This window comes from Nocardia sp. NBC_01327, from assembly GCF_035958815.1.
Taxonomy (GTDB): Bacteria; Actinomycetota; Actinomycetes; order Mycobacteriales; family Mycobacteriaceae; genus Nocardia.
This window is the reverse complement of sequence record NZ_CP108383.1, coordinates 1,872,247-1,889,784: the sequence shown is the minus strand read 5'-3', so window position 1 is coordinate 1,889,784 and position 17,538 is coordinate 1,872,247. Positions and strand designations below refer to the sequence as shown.

At 67.9% G+C, this 17,538-nt stretch carries 16 protein-coding genes and 1 tRNA gene; 5 read left to right on the top strand and 12 right to left on the bottom strand.

What is annotated here, in order from left to right; genetic code table 11:
• Positions 1-66: 66 nt before the first annotated feature.
• A complete protein-coding gene (locus OG326_RS08140) occupies positions 67-1,356 on the top strand; it encodes an alpha/beta hydrolase family protein (RefSeq protein WP_327143989.1) in 1,290 nt (429 codons plus the stop codon).
• Here OG326_RS08140 and OG326_RS08135 read toward each other — a convergent pair.
• The 5 genes from OG326_RS08135 to OG326_RS08115 all read right to left on the bottom strand — a co-directional run bounded on the left by OG326_RS08135 (position 1,311) and on the right by OG326_RS08115 (position 7,040).
• The gene (locus OG326_RS08135) at positions 1,311-2,645 is read right to left on the bottom strand and encodes a hypothetical protein (RefSeq protein ID WP_327143988.1); all 1,335 of its coding nucleotides are present in this window, start codon (positions 2,643-2,645) and stop codon (positions 1,311-1,313) included. The genes OG326_RS08140 and OG326_RS08135 overlap by 46 nt on opposite strands.
• Before the next feature lie 226 nt (positions 2,646-2,871).
• Positions 2,872-3,228: a hypothetical protein gene (locus OG326_RS08130; RefSeq protein ID WP_327143987.1), complete on the bottom strand. Its 357-nt coding sequence runs from the start codon at positions 3,226-3,228 to the stop codon at positions 2,872-2,874.
• Positions 3,229-3,346: 118 nt separating this feature from the next.
• Complete coding sequence (locus tag OG326_RS08125) at positions 3,347-4,471, bottom strand: ABC transporter ATP-binding protein (RefSeq protein ID WP_327143986.1); 1,125 nt, start codon at positions 4,469-4,471, stop codon at positions 3,347-3,349.
• Positions 4,468-6,012 carry an ABC transporter permease gene (locus OG326_RS08120; RefSeq protein ID WP_327143985.1) on the bottom strand — a complete coding sequence of 515 codons (1,545 nt, stop codon included), beginning with the start codon at positions 6,010-6,012 and terminating at the stop codon, positions 4,468-4,470. Before OG326_RS08120 ends, OG326_RS08125 begins: the two co-directional genes overlap by 4 nt.
• Positions 6,013-6,020: 8 nt before the next feature.
• The gene (locus OG326_RS08115; RefSeq protein ID WP_327143984.1) at positions 6,021-7,040 is read right to left on the bottom strand and encodes an iron ABC transporter substrate-binding protein; all 1,020 of its coding nucleotides are present in this window, start codon (positions 7,038-7,040) and stop codon (positions 6,021-6,023) included.
• A gap of 153 nt (positions 7,041-7,193) precedes the next feature.
• On the opposite strand from OG326_RS08115, the gene OG326_RS08110 reads away from it, so the two are divergent.
• Both OG326_RS08110 and OG326_RS08105 read left to right on the top strand, forming a co-directional pair.
• On the top strand, positions 7,194-7,685 hold the full coding sequence (locus tag OG326_RS08110; RefSeq protein ID WP_327143983.1) for an Rv0361 family membrane protein: 492 nt from the start codon (positions 7,194-7,196) through the stop codon (positions 7,683-7,685).
• Positions 7,686-7,692: 7 nt separating this feature from the next.
• Complete coding sequence (locus OG326_RS08105) at positions 7,693-9,096, top strand: metallophosphoesterase (RefSeq protein ID WP_327143982.1); 1,404 nt, start codon at positions 7,693-7,695, stop codon at positions 9,094-9,096.
• A 42-nt stretch (positions 9,097-9,138) separates the two neighbouring features.
• Here OG326_RS08105 and OG326_RS08100 read toward each other — a convergent pair.
• Together OG326_RS08100 and OG326_RS08095 are read right to left on the bottom strand one after the other, a co-directional pair.
• Positions 9,139-9,212 (bottom strand) — tRNA-Cys (locus OG326_RS08100).
• 68 nt (positions 9,213-9,280) lie between these two features.
• Entirely contained in the window at positions 9,281-10,159 is an 879-nt protein-coding gene (locus tag OG326_RS08095; protein ID WP_327143981.1) for a DUF3105 domain-containing protein, read from the bottom strand.
• A gap of 90 nt (positions 10,160-10,249) precedes the next feature.
• Here OG326_RS08095 and OG326_RS08090 point away from each other — a divergent pair, with 90 nt between their 5' ends.
• Together OG326_RS08090 and OG326_RS08085 are read left to right on the top strand one after the other, a co-directional pair.
• Complete coding sequence (locus OG326_RS08090; RefSeq protein ID WP_327143980.1) at positions 10,250-10,792, top strand: MarR family winged helix-turn-helix transcriptional regulator; 543 nt, start codon at positions 10,250-10,252, stop codon at positions 10,790-10,792.
• 76 nt (positions 10,793-10,868) lie between these two features.
• Complete coding sequence (locus OG326_RS08085) at positions 10,869-11,915, top strand: hypothetical protein (protein WP_327143979.1); 1,047 nt, start codon at positions 10,869-10,871, stop codon at positions 11,913-11,915.
• A gap of 106 nt (positions 11,916-12,021) precedes the next feature.
• Here OG326_RS08085 and OG326_RS08080 read toward each other — a convergent pair whose 3' ends face one another.
• From OG326_RS08080 to OG326_RS08060, 5 genes are read right to left on the bottom strand one after another with little or no spacing between them, the layout of a single operon-like run.
• Positions 12,022-12,798: an enoyl-CoA hydratase gene (locus tag OG326_RS08080; protein ID WP_327143978.1), complete on the bottom strand. Its 777-nt coding sequence runs from the start codon at positions 12,796-12,798 to the stop codon at positions 12,022-12,024.
• Positions 12,795-13,691, bottom strand: coding sequence for a 3-hydroxyisobutyrate dehydrogenase (gene mmsB / locus OG326_RS08075; protein WP_327146414.1), 897 nt, complete (start codon positions 13,689-13,691; stop codon positions 12,795-12,797). The genes OG326_RS08080 and mmsB overlap by 4 nt, the downstream gene beginning before the upstream one ends.
• 14 nt (positions 13,692-13,705) lie before the next feature.
• Complete coding sequence (locus tag OG326_RS08070; protein WP_327143977.1) at positions 13,706-14,806, bottom strand: enoyl-CoA hydratase/isomerase family protein; 1,101 nt, start codon at positions 14,804-14,806, stop codon at positions 13,706-13,708.
• Positions 14,803-15,942 (bottom strand): acyl-CoA dehydrogenase family protein, encoded by a 1,140-nt coding sequence (locus OG326_RS08065; RefSeq protein WP_327143976.1) that lies wholly within the window; start codon positions 15,940-15,942, stop codon positions 14,803-14,805. Before OG326_RS08065 ends, OG326_RS08070 begins: the two co-directional genes overlap by 4 nt.
• A 2-nt stretch (positions 15,943-15,944) precedes the next feature.
• Complete coding sequence (locus OG326_RS08060; protein ID WP_327143975.1) at positions 15,945-17,468, bottom strand: CoA-acylating methylmalonate-semialdehyde dehydrogenase; 1,524 nt, start codon at positions 17,466-17,468, stop codon at positions 15,945-15,947.
• Between the last annotated feature and the right edge of the window lie 70 nt (positions 17,469-17,538).

Here is a 17,538-nt window from a genome sequence, read left to right as displayed (position 1 = left end):
GGCTGGTTCTGGACAGTGGGCGTTGCCTTCCCGGTCGATGCGGCCATGAAACGGTACGTTTTGGGCATGTCGGACATCGAGGCGACGCGTGCACGACTACCGGGGCGGCGGCCCGGACTGATCGCCGCCGCTGCCTTCGCGAGTCTTGCGAGCACGGTCGTCGCCGTCGCACCGAGTCACGCCACCCCGGTCACCACGCGTCACGCCACCCCGGTCACCCCGGTCGCCGACACCGACATCACCTTCTACACCCCGCCCGATGATCGGGTCCCCGGTCCGCACGGTTCGGTGATCCAGCTGCGGCCCCTCATCGGCGATCCCGGCCTGGCGGGTGCGCGGAACTACCTGGTCCTGTACCGATCCATCGATATGCAGGGCGCGCCGGTCGCGGTCTCCGGCACGGTGGCCGTCCCCCAGGGCACACCGCCGCCCGGCGGCTGGCCGCTCATCTCGTGGGCGCACGGCACCACCGGTGTGGCCGACGGCTGCGCACCCTCCCGCGACACCTCGGCCGAGTTTCCCGCGCACGATTACACCTCCCTGGTCCGGGACGTGCAGGCGCAGTGGATAGCGGCCGGATACGCGGTGGCGCAGACCGACTATCAGGGTCTGGGCACGCCCGGCCCGCACGGCTATCTGATCGGCGCCGCCGAACAGCGCGCGGTCACCGATATGGCCAGGGCGGCAAGGGAAATCGAGCCGGATATCGGCACCCGATGGGTGGCGATGGGGCATTCCCAGGGCGGCCAGGCCGCCATTTTCACCGATGCGCAGGCCCAGCAGTGGGCGCCGGAACTGCAATTGCTGGGCGCGGTGGCACTCGCGCCGGCCTCGCATCAGGGTGTGGGATTGCAGGCCTCCCAGCTGGCGACGACGGCCGGTGCGGCGAAGGCGCTGGCGCCGCTCACCGGCGGCGCGACCTCGTTCCTGCCGTTGCTCATTCGCGGCGCGCAGACGGTCGCCGATGTGGATCCGGCCCGATTCCTCACGCCCGCAACGGCTTCCCTGCTGACGCTGGCCGATGTCGGCTGCATCGGCCAATTGCGGGAGCCGGGTCAGTGGGGCGATCTGAAGCCGGACGAGGTCTTCTCCCCCACCGGCGACATCTCCGCGCTCACCCGTGTGCTCAATGAAAACGACCCCAGCACACTGTCTTTCGGGCCGCCGCTACTGGTGCTGCAGGGCCGCGCCGATACCACCGTGCCGCCGATGGCCACCGATGCCATGGTGGTGCAGCAGCGGGCCGCGAATCAGCCGGTGGAGTACCGCACCTATCCGGGCGTCGATCATCGTGGCGTACTGGCGGCGTCCTATGCGGATGCGCTCAGCTGGGTCAATTCGCGATTCGGCAGGTGAGCCGAGTCCGCCGCGGGCCGCATCCGGTACAGCAGTAGCACTCCCGCCGCGCAGCACAGGGTGACCGCGAGCGCCGCCCAGCCGGGGCCGGACGAGGTCACGCTGGTCGGGTCGCGGTACCAGCGCGGTGAATAGGCCACCCGGCCGAAACTGCTGCCGCGCAAAGCGACTACCAGACACGGCACCACCAGTACCGCCAGCGCGACCACCGTACTCGGCGCCCCCTGCGCACGAGGACCGGCAAAGCTGTAGCCCATGAGCAGCCCGAGCCCGACGATGCCGGCTATCGGAATGAGCCAATCGGTGCGCCCGGTGCTCTCGGTGAGTGCCGCGAATACGGAAAGCGCTGCGGTACCGGCGAATCCGGCCCACGGGACGGACCAGCGCCGTCCGGCGAGGTAGCCGACCGCGACGGCGAGGAACGGGATGGGTGCACTCCAGTCCGGCCGGGGAACGGCGATGATCGCACTGCCCGCATTGGTCACCGCGACCACCAGCAGCACGACCGCCCCGTCTCGTCCCGGCAGCAGCAGCGCCGCGATCACGGCCGCGCCCACGGTGATCGATATCGCGATCGCCGCCTGCCACGGCGTTCCGGCATGCCGGACGAACCATTCGGTGGAGACCGCGGTGGCCATCACCAGCAGCAGGGCCGCCAGGATCGGGCCGATCGGCAGATCGGCACTCTCGTCCTCGGCATCGTCGAGGACCGGTTCGGCGCGCTGTGTGATGACCGCCGCGCCCAGTGCCACGGCGGTGACCAGGATGAGCCAGATCGGCGGCGTACCGGTGGAGGCCCATTCGATGAGGGTGCGGCTCTGTTGGCCCTGTCCGGGCAGCGAGGTGAGATCGCCGATCATGATGCTGGAGAGCGCGCCGATGAGATAGGCGGCCGTCGCCAGCGGTTTACCGAAGACGGCGACCGCGAGCGCGCCGAGCAGAATGCCGCCGAAGATCGAGTCGATGTAATTGACCGTGATCAGTGTTCCGGTCAGCGCGTTGTTCAGATTCCAGAGATGGTCCGCCACCAGTACGGCGGCACTGCCGAAGGAGACGATCCAGGCGGTGCGGCGACCCAGCGCCACCGCCAGCGCGGCCGCGATCACCGCGAACATGGCGCCGGCGGCCGCGGCGCGCGGCATATTCAGCACCAGCAGATCGAGTTCGAGGGGACCTTCGTTCGACCAGCCGAGATCGAGGGGAGCCATCAGCAACAATCCGGCGACTACCGCGCCGAGAAAGGCGGATGTGGGCTGGATTACCCGGTCGAACCGCCGGACATCAGGCATCGAGCTCACGCCTATCGGCGGCACCAACGCGAATCTCGCGCCCATCTCGTCTCACCCTTTCACCGGTGATGCGACGCTCACGCGTTACAGCAGTACGAGCAGCTAACTCTTTCCGAGGTTAACAGCAAGTAGGCATACCGATCAGGGCCAGTGATTTACGCCACCCTGTCCGACCAGCGGTTTCAGCCGGTGCGGCGGGCGGTGCGGGTGAGGTTCGAGCCGAGCGTCAGGCGCAGCGGAAGCGGAAGGTGGCGAGCGGGGCCGGGCCGGGGACGGTGTTCACCTGCTGTGAGGCGTCACCGTCGAGGGCGCAACCGGTGGGGGTGGCGATCTGGATCTGGTAGCAGCCGCTCGGAACGGCGGCGGTGACGGTGCCGTCATTGCCGGTGGTGACGCTCGGCAGGGCCGTACCGCCCGCGCAGGGGGTGATATCGGTCTTGACGCCGGCGAGGGCGAACTGTTCCGGACCGTAGACGGCCTGCACCTTCACCGCGGAGTCACCGGCCGGCGGCTGTGCGGCCGCGAGCGGGGAGACGGCGAGGGCGGCGCCCATGACGGACGTGACGAACAGCAAGCGACGCACGGGACTCCTTCGGGTCGAGCCGAGGCGAATTCGCCTCCGGGCCAATATAGGTGCTCGCACCCGGTATCGGACTCAGCACACTCGGGCGCTGTCACATTCCTGCCACCCGGGCGGTCCCTCACACGGCCGAGAGCGCATCCCACGCGGGCAGCACGCGGGCGGCGGCGCCGTTGAGCTCGGCGACCGTCGCGCACTGCGCATCGGTGAATGCCACTGCCGCCCCGAGCACTTCGAGATCCACCCGATCGCCGACGGCCGGTGCGGCCACGCTGACGCGGCGCACCTGGATGGGTTCGGCGCGGCCGTCCAGGTCCAGGGTGAGCATGACGTCCGCGCCCCGGAATTCGACGCCGCGCACGGTCGCGCAACCCGGGTCGCCCTGCGAGACCACCTGTGCGACAAGCTGTTCCGGCCGCATCATGACCGTCGCGGCCCCTGCGGGGGCATCGGCCTGCACCGGAATGCGGCCCAGTGCGGTCTCGGCGAAGGCGCCGCGCAGGGTGGCGTCGAGCAGCACGGTATCGCCGAGGAATCCGGCGGTGAAGAGATCGGCGGGCGCGGCGTACACCTGTTCGGGCGTGCCGACCTGGGTGAAGCGACCGGTGCACATGACGGCCACCTGATCGGCGAAGGACAGCGCCTCCTCCTGATCGTGGGTCACCAGAATGCTGGTCATACCCGCGCGGCGCAGGGCATCGGCGACGGCTTGCCGGGTGGCCGCGCGCAATCCGGTATCGAGGGCGCTGAAGGGCTCGTCCAGCAGCATGAGATCGGGTTTGCGGGCCATGGCGCGGGCCAGTGCGACACGCTGCTGCTGACCGCCGGAGAGCTGGTGCGGGCGGCGCGCGGCGTAGGAGGGATCCAGCGAGACCATCTCGAGCAGTTCACGCACCTGCTCCTGGCGCCGGCGGCGTCCGGCCATCCCGCCGTCGAGGCCGTAGGCGATGTTCTGCCCGACGGTGAGATGCGGGAACAGCGCGCCGTCCTGCGCCACATAGCCGATCCTGCGCCGGTGCGCGGGCAGCGAGAACCCTTCCCGGGTGACAACTTCCGATCCGACGGTGACCGATCCGGCATTCGGGTTCTCGAACCCGGCGATGACCCGCAGCAGCGTGGTCTTACCGCAGCCGGAGGAGCCGACCACGGCCGTGGAGCTGCCGTCCGGCACCTCCAGCCGGATGCCGTCCAGCACCCGGGTCGGCCCGAAGGTCTTCGAAACATTGTCGACGACAAGACGACTCATACTCCGGCCGCCTTCCTGGATTGAGTGAACAGCAGATAGGTGACCGGCACCGAGGCGATGATCATGATCAGGGCGTACGGCGCGGCCGCCGCGTAGTCCAGTTCGCCGGACAGCGACCAGAAGCGCATGGCCAGGGTGCGCGTGCCATTGGGGGCCAGCAGCAGGGTGGCGGTCAGTTCGGTGGCCACCGCCACGAACACCATGGCCGCCGCCGAGGCCGCGGCGGGCGCGGTCAGCCGCAGTGTGATGCGAAAGAAGGTGACGGGACCGGACTTTCCGAGCGCCTGCGACATCTCCTCCAGGCCGACGGGCACCTGCGCCAGCCCGGCCCGCACACCGACCAGGGCGCGCGGCAGGAACATGAGCGTGTAGGCGGCCAGCACGGTGGCGGCCGTCTGATAGAGCGCGGGGAGCCAGCGAATGCTCACGGTCACCAGCGCCAGCGCGATGACGATGCCGGGCAGCGAACTGGTGATGTAGTTGGCGCCCTCGATGATTCGCGCGAATCGCGAGGTCGAGCGCACCGCGACCCAGGCCACCGGGAAGGCGCACACCGTGGTGATGACGGCGGCGACGGCGGCCAATCCGATGGTCTGCCCGAGGGATTGGCCGATATCGGCCATATCCCACACCTTCGAACCACCGATGCGCAGCCAGCGCACGATGCACCACAGCGGTACCCCGAGCGTGCCCGCCAGTGCGGCGGCGAGCAGCAGGAATACCGGAATCTTGTTGAAGCCCAGCCGAACCCGGGTCGCGGCCCGGGGTACACCGCTGCCGATGCGGGCGTACCGGGCATTGCCGCGCGCGGCCGCCTCCCCCGCCAGCAGCACCAGGCACAGCGCCACCAGCACACCGGCGAGGGCATTGCCCGCCGCTCCGGCGAAGCTCGACTGGTACTGCTCGAAAATGGCGGTCGTGAAGGTGTCGAACCGCACCATGGCGAACGCGCCGTACTCGGCGAGCAGATGCAGTGCGATGAGCAGTCCGCCGCCGAGAATGGCCAATCGCAACTGCGGCAGCACAATTCGCACGAAGACCGTCAGCGGCCCGGAGCCCAGCGCCCGCGCCGATTCCTCCACCGCCGGATCCAGGCGCCGCAGCGTGGCGGCGGCGGGCAGGTACACCAGCGGGAAGTACGACACGGTGGCGATGAGCACGCCCGCCCACAATCCGTGCAGGGACGGAACGGCGCTCACCCACCCGTAACTGTTGACGAAGGCGGGCACGGCCAGGGGGGCGACGAAGATCGGCCCCCACCAGCCGGTGCCCGGTACATCGGTGCGTTCCACGATCCAGGCCAGCCCGATGCCCAGCACCAGGCAGACGGGAACGGTGAGCACCACCAGATCCACGGTATTGCGCAGCAATTCGCCGACCCGGGGCCGGAAGATCAGCTGTGCGGTGTCGTGGATTCCATTGGAGAGCAGGGTGGACACGATGTAGCCCAGCGGCACGAAGGTCGCGGCGACCAGCAGTAGCGCGACGATCGTGAGGAGGAGCCCGGACCGATCGGCCCGGGCGGCGACAGCGGTCCGCACGGCCACGATCAGAGCAGGCCCGCCTCGGTCATGAGCTGCGTGACCTTCTTGGCGTCGAGCTTGCTCGGGTCGATCTTGGGCGCGTCCAGCGAAGCCAGCGGCGGCAGTGCGGGATTGGCGGCGACGTTCGCGGCGACCGGGTACTCCATGGAGTCACCGTCGCGCAGCACCTCCTGGCCCTTCTGCGAGGCGATGAAGGCCAGGAACTTCTGCGCGTTCTCCTGCTTGCTACTCGACTTCAGCACGCCGCCACCGGAAGTGGAGACGAAGGCGCCCGGGTCCTGGTTCTTGAAGAACAGCAGCTTGGTGTTGTTGCTGTTCTCCTTGGTGAGCGCCTGATCGCGGAACCAGTAGTAGTGGTAGATCACGCCGCCGTCGAACTGGCCGGTGTTCGCGCCCTTCATGACCGCGGTGTTGTTCTGCGAGATGATCGCATTGTCCTTCATGCCCTTGAGCCAGGCCTTGGTGACGTCCTCACCCTTCTGCGCCAGCAGGGCGGCCACGATGGCCTGGAAGTCGGCGCCGGACGCGCCCGCGCTCCAGCGGCCCTTCCACTGCGGCTGCTGCAGGTCCAGCAGCGAGTGCGGCAGCTGATCGGCGGGCAGCTTGCCCGTGTTGTAGACGAAAACGGTTGAGCGGGCGGCGATTCCGACCCACTTGCCGGTGGACGGGCGGAACTGCTCGGGCACCAGCGCGAGAGTGTCCTTGTCGACGTCGGAGAACAGTCCGGCGTTCTCGACCAGTGCCATGGCGGGCGAGTTCTCGGTGAGGAAGACGTCGGCGGGCGAGTTCTTGCCCTCGGCGATGATCTGATTGCCGAGGTCGGTGTCACCACCCTGCCGGACCGTCACCTTGATGCCGGTCTCCTTGGTGAACGCGTCCGTCCACTCCTTGGTCAGGTCCTCGTGCTGGGCGTTGTAGATGAGAATGTTGTTGTCGTCCTTGGACGAGGACGAGCATCCGGTCGCCGCGAGCAGGGTGATTGCCGCGATCGCGCCGGTTACCACTTTCCATCCAAACGCTGCCATGACTGTCCTTTCGACCTGCCAATCCTCACCAATGAGGTTTGGCTAACCAACCTACCGGTTCCGGGGGCGGACAGATCCGGCACCCCGCCGAATCGCAACCGTTTTGCCGTAGTCTGCGGACATTCAGTGGTGAACCCGATCGACAGGATCTCGATGACCCTCCCGCCCGGCGGACAACCGTACAGCCCCGCACCGGACGTTCAGCAATCCTCTGGCAAACGCAAATCCCTGATCATCGGGCTCATCGTGGCGGCCGTCGTCCTGGTCGGCGGTGGCATCGCCGCCGCAGTCTCCTTGACCGGCAAGACAACTCCCACCGACGACCAGCGCATCGAGTCGACCGTCCGGGATTTCTACGGCACGCTCTCCGACAAGGGACCGTCCGTCGCGGTGACCAAGGCCTGCGCCGCGGACCGTGCGCAGTACGACGCGCTCCCGGACGCCCAGAAGAGCGCCTCCGACGAGGGCAAGATCAGTATTCGTATTCTCAGCGTGGATCACATCGCCGTCACCGGCGATCGTGCCACCGCGAATCTGGCCGGGGCCATGACCATGCCCGGCGCCCAGGACAAGACGACCACCGCCACCGAACACCTCCGCAAGGAAGACGGCTCATGGAAGGTCTGCTCGACCGACGGCAAGTAGTCCGGCGATGAGCTGCTGCGGACCCACCCGCCGACAGGCGCTCGGGGCCCTCGCGGCAGCCGCGCTGCTCCCGCTGGCGCGGCCGAGTTCGGCTCGCGCGCAACCCGGTTCGGTGCTGCCGACCGATCTCGAGGTCGTGACCGTCACCGATCGTTCGGCGGTGCTCACCTGGACGACCATGGGCCCGGATTCGAACGGCATGCCGGTGCCCGTCGAGACCGACGGCGAGGTCTGGCTGGGCCCCGCGGACGGCTCGGTGCTGCGCCAGGTCTTCGCCGAGCCGGAGCCGACCGCCTACCACTACGCGGAGGTCACCGGCCTGGAACCCGGGCGGCGCTACCGCTTCGAAGCCCGCTCGCTCGGCGTCCCGGCCGCCCCGGCGCTGAATGTGGCTACGCGACTACCGAATACGCCGGAGGCGACCGGCGAATTCGGCACGCTGGTCCCGCCGCCCGGCCGCCTGCTGCGAACCATCGCCCTGTCCAACGACATTCACTACGGTGAGGAGGTCAGCGGGCTCATCACCGCGGGCCTGCCGCCCGGTGTGCGCCAAGATCCCGGTCTGCCACCGTATCCCGAGGTCATGCTGACGGCGGTGCTGGAGGATCTGCACCGGCCCGACCGCGCCGCCGACCATCTGATCCTCGCCGGTGATCTGACCGCCGAGGCCACGCCCGCCCAGGTCGACGGCGTCCACTCGCATCTGTCCGCCTGGGGCGCGCCGGGCCGGGACTGGTTCGCCTGCCGCGGTAATCACGACCGCCCGCACCTGGGCGGCGAGTACACCGGCTGTACGCCGTTTCTCGACCACTACGACTGCTGGGGCGAATCCTTCACTCCCCGGCAGCAATTGGCGGAGTACGAGGTGGGCGAGCTGCGCCTGCTCGCCCTGGACACCACCGAACTCGACGCCTCCGGCGGCAGCATCGACCGCCCGCAGTTCGATCGGCTGCGCGAGCTGCTGCGCGCCGATCCGGATCGCCCCACGCTGGTGTTCAGCCACCATCCGGTGACCGCCGAATCCGGCTGGTCCAATATCGCGGGCCCCGGTTTCATCCTGAATACCGCCGACGCCGCGGAGTTGCAGTCCCTCTACGGCTCCGCGCCCGGGGTCTTCCTGCACCATTCCGGCCATACCCACCGCAATCGCCGCACCCGCCCCGACGTCGCCCTCCCCGTCGAATTCCTGGAAGTGGCCGCGGCCAAGGAATATCCCGGCGGCTACACCCTGCTGCGCGTCTACGAGGGCGGCTACATGCTGAATTTCTACAAGACCCGCACCCCGGGCGCCCGGCGCTGGAGCGCCCGCTCCCGCGGCGAATACTTCGGCCTGCTCCCCGAGTACACCCTCGGCGCCACCGCGGACCGCAATCACGTGGTGTTGCGCGACTTCTCGGGTCTGACCGCATGAAAGCGGCTGGGCCCCCGCGAAATTCGCGGAGGCCCAGCCTGATGGAGCGAGCGGCGGGAGTCGAACCCGCGTATACGGCTTTGCAGACCGCTACCTAGCCCCTCGGTCACACCCGCATCGAGATCCATAGTGCCGGATGCGCGCGGGGGTGACCAGGGTTCGAATCAGCCTGATTTCTATCGGTTCAGGGGACGGCGTCCGGGGGCGGCGGTGCGTCCGGCGGGGGCGGCGGCGGGTCCTGCGGTGCGGGCTCCGGCGCGGGAGGCGGCGGCGGTTCCGGCGCGACCGTGGGAGCCGTTGTGAGCGACTGCGTTTCGGGGACGGCGTCGGGCCCCGGTGCGCTGGCGTCGAAGGCCGGCGGGCTGTTGGGGTCGATGGTCGGGTTGTCGCAGCTCGCGCCGACCTCCGGGTAGGTGTACTGGTTCTGCCGCAGCGCGACGATGAACTGGGTGACCCGGGGATCGCGGGGATCGCTCAATTTCAGCTGGTGGCCCCATGATTGCAGCGACACCGGGGTATCCAGGCCCGGATACGGCGAAATGAGCATGTAGGGCTTGCCCACCACCTCGTTTCGCAGGACGGCCTGGCTGTCGGCGTCGAGGCTGCTGGGGTTGTAGGTGATCCACACCGCCCCGTGCTCCAGCGAGTGCACCGCATTCTCGGAGCGAATCGCCTGTTTGTAGACCACGCCGGTGCAGGGCGCCCACGACGCGTCGTGGGGGCCGCCGAAGGGCGGCGACTGCGTATAGGCGACGCGCTGGGTGGCCAGCACGTGCACGCCGGCGGGGAAGTCCTTGCGCACCACGCCCGCGATCCGGGTGGACGGGTCGTGGTCGTGCGCGGTCGGGGTGAATTCCGCAGCGGTGGCCGCGGCGGAATCGCCCTCGGCGCTCCACGGCCACAGTACGGCCGCGGTGCCGACGGTGAGCACCAGGCCGATCAGGCCGGCGAACAGCGGCATCCGATTGCGCTTGCGCGGTAGACGTTCCGGGAAGGGCACGCTGTACGGGCCCTGTATCGAGGGTGGGGCCGGGTCGAATTTCGGGCCGAGCGGGTTGGTCACGTACTGCCTCCTAATAGCGGCAAGAGTACGACACCGAAAAAGGGCTCGGCGCGGCGGAAGTCGGGTCGGGGGCGTGCGATGATCGGTGGCATGTCTCGGCCACGTCCCCTGCCGCTCGATCCGATCGAGGAGGCGCATCGCCAGTGGACCGAGCACGGCTGGGGCGAGGTCGCCGACGGGATGGCGGCGGTCACCTCGCTGGTGCGGGCGCAGCAGATCGTCATGGCGCGGGTCGACGAGGCGCTGAAACCCTCCGGCCTCACGTTTTCCCGATACGAACTGCTGATGCTGCTGAGTTTCAGCAAAACGGGCGCCCTGCCGATGGCGATGGCCAGCGCCCGGTTGCAGGTGCATCCGACCAGTGTCACCAACACGGTGGACCGTCTGGAGGCGGCGGAGCTGGTTAAGCGGGTGCCACATCCGAGTGACCGGCGAGCAACTCTCATCGAAATAACCGACGCCGGAAGGGAATCGGTGGCCGCGGCCACCACCCAGCTGAACCGGCAGGTGTTCGCTGATACCGGTCTGGCACCGGAGAGACTCCACCTGCTGCTGCAATTACTGGCGGAATTCCGGCAGACCGCCGGTGACTTCGACAGCGGCGGCTCGCCCACCCGCTGGTCCGGACAGTAACCATCCAGCATCCGAGCAGCCAATTTCCTGCGTCATAGTCTTGGTTTCGGGCGCGAATAGGTTCACCATTGAGGCCATGGTGCTGGTCCTCGGGGTGTCAGCTGGCGCGGCGGGTGCGCGCGCCATGCTCACCCATTCCGACCAGCCCCATCTCCCCCCGATCGACCGGTGCAAAGTGCCGCGCCGCAGCGGCGGCGGTATGGAGGAGGGCGTTTTCGAGGCCATCCGCCTGATGCGTAAATCCGCGGACCGGCGTGATGAATTCATTACCGGTATCGCCGTCACCTGCCGCTGCAGCGCACATGCCGAGGCGGTGCGCACCACGGCGGGCCGCAATCGCCTCACCGTGATCGACGAGCAGGTCGCACAGCTGCGCTATCTGCGTTTCACCGGGCGACTACCGGCCGAGGGTTCGGTACTGCTGTACGACCTGGGCGCTTCCGGTCTCACGCTGACGCAGATCGACTGCCGCACCGACGCCATTCTGGCCAGCAAACGCAGCACCGTGCTCGGCGGCGACGGGCATGACGCCCTGCTGCGCTGGCTGCTGGTGCGCGGCGGCGTGACCGTGGATCTGGCCACCAGCCGCCGTCATAAGGAGGCCCTGGCCAGCGACCGGGTGATCGCCGTCTGCGATCCGATCTCCGGGCACCGCGCCGTCATCACCCGCAGCGATTTCGCCGATCTGGTGGCCGCCGGCATTCACCATTCGGTCTCGTTCGTCCGGCAGATGATCGAGGAGACCGGGGTGCACCCGACGGCCATGGCGCTGCTGGGCGGCTGCACCCGCAACAAGAGCATTCGGGACGAGCTGGAACAGCAGCTCGATCTCCCGCTGATCTACGATCCCGAACCGGAATTCGTCTCCACCCGCGGCGCGGTACTGCTCGCCGCCGAACGCCCCTCCGCCCGACGAGTCCGGAGTGTCCGTTTCAATCCGGTCCCGGCCCTGCGCGCCGGCGCGTCGGACGCCCCCTCCCGCCGCAAGCTCGTCGCCGCCATCGCGGTCACCGTCACTCTCGGCGGAACCATCGCGGGCGCACTGGCTTTCAATCACGACGGCGACCACACCGACGGCAAACCACCGACCGTAGAGGTAGTCGGCCCGCCGAAACACAGCTGATCCGTCCAGTGGCCTATCCAACTGAAATCTCAGCGCACGAGCGGCACAAAAAAAGTTCTCCCACCCGATCAGGATGGGAGAACTTTTGCGGCAGAACCGGTTTCGCCTACTTGTTGGTGAAGTCGGCCGGGCGCTTCTCGACGAAGGCGGCCATGCCTTCCTTCTGATCGTCTGTGGCGAAGAGGGAGTGGAAGACGCGGCGTTCGAAGCGCAGGCCCTCGGTGAGGGTGGTTTCGAAGGCGCGGTCGACGGCTTCCTTGGCGATCATGACCGACGGGAGCGACATGCCGCCGATGGTTTCGGCGACCTCGAGCGCGGTGGCCACCAGGTCCGCGGCGGGGACGATGCGCGAGACCAGGCCCGCACGCTCGGCTTCTTCGGCATCCATATTGCGACCGGTCAGAATGAGATCCATGGCCTTGGCCTTGCCGACGGCGCGGGTCAGGCGCTGCGAGCCGCCCATGCCGGGGATGACGCCGAGCTTGATTTCGGGCTGGCCGAATTTGGCGGTATCGGCGGCGATCAGCAGATCGCACATCATGGCCAGTTCGCAGCCGCCGCCGAGGGCGTACCCGGCGACCGCGGCGATAACGGGCTTGCGGAAGGCGACCAGGCGGTCCCAGCCGGCGAAGTGGTCGGCCAGGAACATGTCCATATAGGACTTGCTCTGCATCTCCTTGATATCCGCACCGGCCGCGAAGGCCCGCTCGGAGCCGGTCAGCACGACCGCCCCGATCTCGGGATCGTTCTCGAGCTCGTCGAGAGCGGCCGTGATATCGATGAGAACCTGCGAGTTCAGCGCATTGAGGGCCTTCGGCCGGTTCAGCGTGATGAGGGCGACCCTGCCCTTGCGCTCCAGCAGAATGGTCTCGAAGTCGGTCACGCCTGTTCTCCTCCAGATCGCTTACGGATATCGGTGACGATAGCCGAGAAATCCTTGCCCGCTTCGTCCTGGTTGAAGCGGTTGTAGATGTCGGCGGCCAGCAAACCGATCTGTCCGTCGACGCCATTGCTCTTCAACGCGTTCGCGGCCAGCCCGAGGTCTTTGTTCATGAGCGCCGTGGCGAAACCCGGCTTGTAGTCGTTATTGGCCGGGCTGGTCGGCACCGGACCGGGGACCGGACAGTACGAGGTGAGCGCCCAGCTCTGACCGGAGGCCGTGGAGACCACATCGAAGAACTTCTCGTGGGTCAGGCCCAGCTTCTCGCCCAGCACAATGGCTTCCGACAACCCGATCATGGAGATGCCCAGAATCATGTTGTTGCAGACCTTGGCGGCCTGACCGACACCCGCACCGCCGCAGTGCACCACCTTGCCGCCCATGACCTCCAGAATCGGGAGGGCAGCGGCGAAGTCGTCGTCCGCGCCGCCCACCATGAAGGTGAGCGTCCCCGCGACGGCGCCGCCCACACCACCGGAGACCGGGGCGTCCAGAGCCCGATGTCCCGCTGCCACAGCGAGTTCCGCGGCGGACTTGGCATCGTCGACGTCGATGGTGGAGCAGTCGATGAAGAGCGTGCCGGGCTTGGCGGCGGCCAGCACCTCACCGTAGAGGTCCAGGACGATGCGGCCGTTGGGCAGCATGGTGAGGACGATCTCCGATTCCGCCACCGCCGCAACGGGTGTCGCGACCACGGTGGCGCCGTCCGCGCGCGCCTGCTCCTGTGCGGCGGGCACGGGATCGAAGGCGAGGACCTCGTATCCGGCCTCGACCAGATTGGCGGCCATGGGTCCGCCCATATGCCCCAGACCCAGGAATCCGACCTTCTTGTTCACGCTTGCTGAAATGCTCACTGCTCGTCCTTCGGTGCGGCCAAACCCAATTCGCGATCGCCGAGGGCGCCGAAGTAGGCGTCCACGTCGGCCTCGGTGACGTCCGCCAGCGTGGCGGGCGACCACTGCGGAGTGCGGTCCTTGTCGATGACCTGGGCGCGAATGCCCTCCACCAGGTCGTGGGTGTCGAGCGCGGCGGTCGACACCCGGTACTCCTGGTTCAGCACCTCTTCGAGGCTCGAAGCCTTGCGCGCACTGCGCAGCGACCGCAGTGTGACCTTCAGTGCCACCGGGGATTTCGAGAGCACCTCCGCGGCCGCGGTGGCCGCTTCCGGCCGGCCGTCGGACTCCAGTCGCGACACGATCTCCTCCACCGTGTCCGCGGCGTAGCAGAAATCGATCCAATCCCGCTGTGCCACGAACTCGGATACGGGGGCGGGCTGGGCGAACTCGGCGATGGCGAGAGCCGCGTCGGCGGTGCGCAGCGCCTCCAGCAGCGCCGGAATGCGCTCGGACGGCACGAAATAGTCGGCGAATCCGGCGGCGATGGCATCACCGGCCGTCATCCGGGCGGTGGTCAGCGCGATATGGGTGCCGATCTCACCGGCCGCCTGGGCGAGCAGGTAGGTGCCGCCCACATCGGGGATGAAGCCGATACCGGTCTCCGGCATGCCGACCTTGGAGCGCTCGGTGACGATGCGGTGGCTCGCATGCCCGGACAGGCCGACGCCGCCGCCCATGACAATGCCGTCCATCACGGCCACATACGGCTTGGGGTAACTGCCGATGAGGGCATTGAGGATGTATTCGTCCCGCCAGAAGCGCCCGCTCGGCGAGTCCGCCGCGATGTAGGGCGTATCCCCCTGCGCCACCGCGTTCTTCGCGTCGGTGTGAATGGCGACGATATCGCCGCCCGCGCACAGCCCGCGCTCCCCCGCGCCGGTGAGCACCACGGTGCGCACGTCATCGTCGTCCGCCCAGGCGCGCAGTGCGTCCAGAATGGCCAGCGCCATCGGATGATTCAGCGCATTGATGGCCCGGGGCCGATTCAGCGTGATGAGCCCGAGCCCGTCCCGCTTCTCGATCACAACCTCGGCCGTACTCACTTCTTCGCTCATGCTGCTCCTACCACAGAGCGGGCGACGACGACCCGCATGATCTCGTTCGTGCCTTCCAGAATCTGATGCACCCGCAGATCGCGGACGATCTTCTCGATCCCGTATTCGGCCAGGTAACCGTAGCCACCGTGCAGTTGCAGGGCCTTGTTGGCCACATCGAATCCGGCGTCGGTGGCGAACCGCTTGGCCATGGCGCAGAGCTCGACCTTGTCCTCGGCATCGGCGTCCAGGGCTGCGGCCGCACGCCACAGCAGGGTGCGGGCGGCCTCCAGTGAGGTGCGCATATCCGCGAGGTCGAATTGCAGCGCGGTGTTGTCGAGCAGCCTGGCCCCGAAGGCCTTGCGCTGCGCCATGTAGGCGACGGTCTTGTCCATCGCGGACTGCCCGCCGCCCAGTGAGCAGGCCGCGATATTCAAGCGCCCGCCATTGAGCCCGTTCATGGCGATCCGGAAGCCATTGCCCTCGGCCCCGAGCAGATTCGAGGCGGGCACCCGGGCATTGTCGAGAATGACCTGCCGGGTGGGCTGTGCGTTCCAGCCCATCTTCCGCTCGTTCGCGCCGAACGAGAGTCCCGGTGTATCGGCGGGCACGATGAAGGCCGAGATCCCCCGTGCGCCGGTGTCTCCGGTGCGCGCCATGATCACGTACACATCGGAACTGCCGGCGCCGGAGATGAATTGCTTGACGCCGGTGAGCAAGTAGTCGTCGCCGTCGCGAACGGCCTTGGTGCCCAGGGCCGCCGCGTCGGAGCCGACGCCGGGTTCGGTGAGTGCGTAGCTGGCCAGCAGATCCATGGAGGTCAGGCCGGGCAGCCACCGATTGCGCTGCGCCGCATCGCCGTAACTGTCGATCATCCACGACGCCATATTGTGGATGGAGATGTAGGCGGCAATGGTCGGGCAGCCGGTGGCGAGCTGCTCGAAGATGCGCACGGCATCCAGGCGCCGCAATTCCGAGCCGCCGACGTCCTCGCGGACGTAGATGCCGCCCAGGCCGAGCTGCCCGGCCTTGCGCAGGACGTCTATCGGGAAGTGTTTGTGCTCATCCCATTCCAGTGCGTTCGGCGCGAGCAGCTCGTCGGCAAAGGAGCGGGCGGTCGCGGTGATCGCCTTTTCGTCTTCGTCGAGTACGAACATGATCAGTCCATGGTCGGAATCACGAAGGCATTGGCCGCGGAGCGGCCCGAGGACACAGTCTCCTTGCCTCCTGCCGGCCAGCGCTGGGTGACGGTCTTCGTCTTGGTGTAGAAGCGGATCGAGTCCGGGCCGTGCTGATTGAGATCGCCGAAGCCGGAACGCTTCCAGCCGCCGAAGGTGTGGTACGCGATCGGCACCGGGATGGGCACATTGATGCCGACCATGCCGACCTGCACCCGCGCCGCGAAGTCACGGGCGGTATCACCGTCGCGGGTGAAAATGCTGACGCCATTGCCGTATTCGTGCTCGTTCGGCAGGCGCAGCGCCTCCTCGTAGTCCTTGGCGCGCACGATGGTGAGCACCGGACCGAAGATCTCTTCCTTGTAGATGCGCATATCCGGGGTAGCCCGGTCGAACAGCGTTGCGCCCGCGAAGAATCCGCCCTCGCCGCCCTCGACGACCAGTCCGCGGCCGTCGATGACGAGCTCCGCACCCTCGTCCACGCCGATCTGCACATAGTCGTTGACGCGGTCCACGCCGTCGCGGCCGACCAGCGGGCCGAAGTCCGCGCCCGGATCGTCGGAGAGGCCGACATTGAGCTTGGCGACGCGCTCGATCAGCTTGTCGCGCAGCCGATCCGCGGTCTCCTCACCGACGGGTACGGCGACCGAGATGGCCATGCAGCGTTCACCGGCCGAGCCGTACCCGGCGCCGATGAGCTGATCGGCCACATCGTCGAGATCGGCGTCCGGCATGACGATGGCGTGATTCTTGGCCCCGCCGAAGCACTGTGCGCGTTTGCCATTGGCGGTCGCGGTCTCGTAGATGTACTGCGCGATCGGGGTCGAGCCGACGAAGCCGACGGCCTTGACGCGCTCGTCGTGCAGCAGCGTATCGACGGCGACCTTGTCACCGTTGACGACGTTGAACACGCCCGCGGGCAGCCCGGCCTCGAGGAAGAGCTCGGCCAGCCGCAGCGGTACCGACGGATCACGCTCGGAGGGCTTGAGTACGAAGGCATTTCCGCACGCCAGCGCGGGACCGGCCTTCCACAGCGGAATCATGGCCGGGAAGTTGAAGGGCGTGATGCCCGCGACGACGCCGAGCGGTTGCCGCATGGAGTACACATCGATGCCGGTGCCGGCGCTCTCGGTGTATTCGCCCTTGAGCAGGTGCGGAATACCGACGGCGAATTCGATTACCTCGAGACCGCGCTGGATATCGCCCTTGGCGTCCGGGATGGTCTTGCCGTGCTCGGAGGACAGCAGTGCGGCGAGGGAATCCATCTCCTCCTGCACCAGCGTCAGGAACTTCATGAGCACGCGCGCCCGCTTCTGCGGGTTGTAGGCGGCCCAGACGAGCTGGGCTTCGGCGGCATCGGCGATGACCGCTTCGACCTCGTCCTTGCTGGCCAGCGGCACCCGCGCCTGCACCTGTCCGGTGCTCGGGTTGAAGACGTCGCGGAAATTGCCGGACGTTCCGGGGACGTGCTGTCCGCCGATGAAGTGGGTGAGTTCGCGAACCATGCCAGTCCTGTCTCGATATCGCCGTCGCATCACAGGTGCTCGATGCCGGCACCGCGCGTCGACCGCGCGG